Source organism: Pseudomonas sp. PA-4-8C (assembly GCF_021606625.1).
Taxonomy (GTDB): Bacteria; Pseudomonadota; Gammaproteobacteria; order Pseudomonadales; family Pseudomonadaceae; genus Aquipseudomonas; species Aquipseudomonas lactis.
Genome location: NZ_WKCD01000394.1, coordinates 1 through 3,817 on the forward strand (window position 1 = coordinate 1; position 3,817 = coordinate 3,817).

2 protein-coding genes and 1 pseudogene are annotated in these 3,817 nt (G+C 54.7%); 1 reads left to right on the forward strand and 2 read right to left on the reverse strand.

Annotated elements, in window-relative coordinates:
* Together GIW04_RS28835 and GIW04_RS31640 are read right to left on the reverse strand one after the other, a co-directional pair.
* The coding region (locus GIW04_RS28835; RefSeq protein WP_442962821.1) for a beta strand repeat-containing protein at positions 1–1,944 on the reverse strand (1,944 nt) is incomplete at its 3' end.
* 114 nt (positions 1,945–2,058) lie between these two features.
* Positions 2,059–2,160, reverse strand: a pseudogene (locus GIW04_RS31640) (ESPR domain-containing protein); the annotation flags it as partial.
* Positions 2,161–2,704: 544 nt separating this feature from the next.
* On the opposite strand from GIW04_RS31640, the gene GIW04_RS28840 reads away from it, so the two are divergent.
* A partial coding sequence (locus GIW04_RS28840) for a BapA/Bap/LapF family prefix-like domain-containing protein (protein ID WP_236479463.1) occupies positions 2,705–3,817 on the forward strand: 1,113 nt, incomplete at its 3' end.

Here is a 3,817-nt window from a genome sequence, read left to right on the forward strand (position 1 = left end):
GTTATTGGTGGCGAACAGTTGGCTGCCATTGATGGCATCGGTGCTGGTGGCATCCAAGGTGCCAGCCGCCACATTGCTCAACAGTGTGGCGGTACTGCCGGAGTTGAAGGTGACCTTGGCTTTGGTACCGGCATCGTCATATTTGACGCCGACGGCAGCGGTGTTGAGCAGGCTGTCGCTGAGGTTAGTCAAAGCATCGCCGACGTTGTTGCTGTCGAGAGTACCGGTCAGGGCACCATTGCCATCGATGGTCGCAGTGGTGAAGGTCGGAGCCTTCCAGATACCCGTCGATGGATCCTGCGCAGCGCCACCACCCAATGCATTGGCGATGTTCCCGTTCTGGGCGCCGGCGCTGGTTGCGAGGTCGCTGAGCTGAGTGCCCAGGTCGGTGACCGAGTTATTGGTGGCGAACAGTTGGCTGCCATTGATGGCATCGGTGCTGGTGGCATCCAAGGTGCCGGCAGCCACATTGCTCAACAGTGTGGCGGTACTGCCGGGGTTGAAGGTGACTTTGGCTTTGGTACCGGCATCGTCATATTTGACGCCGACGGCAGCGGTGTTGACCAGGCTGTCGCTGAGGTTAGTCAAGGCATCACCAACATTGTTGCTGTCGAGGGTACCGGTTTTGGCGCCATTGCTATCAATGGTGGCAGTGGTGAAGGTCGGAGCCTTCCAGACACCAGTTGTTGGATCCTGCGCAGCGCCACCACCCAATGCATTGGCGATGTTCCCTTCCTGGGCGCCGGCGCTGGTTGCGAGGTCGCTGAGCTGAGTGCCCAGGTCGGTGACCGAGTTATTGGTGGCGAACAGTTGGCTGCCATTGACCGCATCGGTGCTGTTAGCGTTCAAGGCGCCAACTGCAACGTTGGCCAATGCAGTCGGGGCCCCACCGCTGTTGAAGGTGACCTTGGCTTTTGTCTCTGCATCGTCGTATTTGATGCCAACAGCTGCGGCGTTCGCTACGCTGGTGAGCTGGTTGTTCAGATTGTTGACGGTAGTATTGGTGGTGAACAGTTGGCTGCCATTGACCGCATCGGTACTGGTAGCGTTCAAGGCGCCGACGGCAACGTTGGTCAATGCTGTTGAGGCCCCACCATTGTTGAAGGTGACCTTGTCTTTGGTAGCGACATTGTCATATTTGATGCCAGCTGCAGCAGTGTTTGTCACGCTGGTGAGCTGATTGTTGAGATTATTGACGGTCGTATTGGTGCTGAACAACTGGCTGCCATTGATGGCGTTTGTGCTGGTAGCGTTCAAGGCGCCGACGGCAACATTATTCAGCACCGTAACGCTACCACCGGGGTTGAGCGTCACCTGGGCTTTGGTGCCTGCATTGTCATATTTGACGGCCACAGCGGCGGTGTTGACGAGACTGGTATTGAGGTTGGACAGGGCGCTGCCAACATTGGTGTTGATATTGGTGCCGGTCACTGCACCTGTAGTACTCAGGATAGTGGTGGTGAAGCTTGGCAGGGTAATCAGTCCGGCTACACCGCTGACCTGAGCGCCGCCGCCTATTGCATTGGCGGCTGAGTTGGCTGTGTTGTAAAGCTCAGTTCCGTTCACCGCATCCAGGGACGTAGCCCCTACTATCCCGCTACCCAATTGCAGCACTTTCGTACCGCGCATATCGAGCGTATTGATGTGTGCCGCGGCCGGCACTATGGGCATCAACCCAGTAGTGGAACCACCATTTACAAGTAGTTGATTGCCGAGTGTAAGAGATGTAGCTCCAGCACCCGTTACACCGTTCGGATTGTAAAATAATGAACGATTGGTTTGAGTTGCACTGTCTGATGGTGAGCAGTTTGCTGATGAATTACTGCTCGATCCGGTGTATCCGTCATTGTCTGTAGCACCACTACAGCCGTTATCGTTGCCGTCGTTGACGAAAAGTGCGTTGTTGGCTAATGCAGCAGGCGCCGCTGCCAAAGTTAAAATCAAGGGGGCGACCATATGCGTTAGGAATTTACGACCGCTAAGTTGCCTCAAAGCTACATGAAGCTGCGACAGTGCTGGATGCCTGGTTTTTTTTATGAGCTCGGCGCGATTGCTTGCACTTTTGGAGGATGTAGCTTTGCCGTTATTTCTCGCGAGTTCCGAGGCAACTACCCAGCAACGCTTAGAGATGTTCCAAATCACAGAATATATTTTATTCATGTCGCTTGGCGTGAGCCAACCTCAAAGTTAATTGATTTTAAAATCATATGTCTAATGGCAGCTGGGCGCTTCAAGTTGAAAGAGACAGTCCTGCTTTCGGGGGGGACGGTCGCAAGCGATCCCGTTTGGTGAAAGGCGTTGCTGGGCAGGTATAACCAAACTATTGAGCTGTACGGTCAGCACTCGAATTTTTCGACATGTAATCAGATTTGTTCTGATTTATATGTAGGAATATTCCCAGCGCTGCCTGAAGGCGTGGGCGCAGAGGCACTCGTTGGCAGGATTTAATTGGTTTCACCTCGGCTGGCTGGGGAGAAGAAGCGTCGAGTAGCGTGTCGCTCGCGGCGCATCATGGCGTGCCCCTGAAGTCGCTGGGAATTTGCCTACATACATGTAGGATTTGTCTCTCCACTATAAATAATAGCTAATAGGCTAACTGGTTTTTCAGCGTGGTCCTGAGGTGCCGCATTCGCGAGCACCTGTTGCAGTGCCGCAAATATTCATAATCCATAAAATAAAATTTTATGGTGGGGTGTGATTATATATGGCTAAGATTAGTTTGTTAGGTGTTGGTTCTGGCGAGGCCGTAGAGCAGGCAGAGGGTCTGCCCGTGAATATAACGGTGCCCAGCATTGTTAAGATCGGGGTGGCGCCTTCAGATATTCAGTCTTGCAAACAGTCCGGACATGACTTGGTCATCGCGCTGAAGTCAGGGGAGACGATTGTTCTAAAGAACTTCTTTGTCATTTTAGCGGGTGGCCCACCTAATGAACTGGTGCTGGAAGAAAATGGAAAGTTCTGGCAGGCCAGCTATGTAAAAGACACGTCAGTGTTCACTTTCGATGAAATCAGCACCGCTGACAATGAAGTGCTCAAAGACGAGACTGATGACCACACCTACCTGTGGTTGGTTGGGGCATTGGGACTCGCCGGTGTGGTGGCGCTGGTGAAGAGTGGTGACGGTGGAGGTGGACATTCCCACGGTCCTTCTACTGCCGGAGCGACCGCGCTGGCAGCCCCCGTACTGAAGTTCGACGCCCAGAGCGGCACGTTGACAGTCGAGGGGCGGCCGGGTGCCGTGGTCGAGATCAAAGGCCAGAACGGTCAACCTGTCGCTACGCAGGTGATTGGCAGTGATGGTCTTGCGCAGATTCAGATACCGGCCGCCGCCAGCAATCAGAGCATTACAGCAACGCAGAAGCTTGATGGTGTGGAATCTGCCCCTTCGCCTGCGTTGGCCTTGCCACTGTCGAAGCCGAGTGCCGGTTCGATCGATCTGGATAAAGGCGAGCTGTTGGTCACCGGCAAGCCCGGTTCGACCGTGCAATTGCAGGACAAGGACGGCAAGCCAGTCGGTGAAGCTGTGATCCTGGACGAAAACGGCCAAGGCATCATCAAGCTGCCACAAGAGGTGGGCGGTGAGTCGGTCGGTATCGTGGCCAAGGACGATGGCAAGGAGTCGCCAGCGGCGACCGTTGAAGTTCCACTGCTCAAGCCGGTGCCGGGTGTAATCGACGCTGAAAAAGGCGAGCTGCCAGTGACCGGCAAGCCGGGTTCGACCGTGCAATTGCAGGACAAGGACGGCAAGCCCGTTGGCGAAGCTGTGATCCTGGACGAAAACGGCCAAGGCGTGATCAAGCTGCCGCAGGATGTAGGC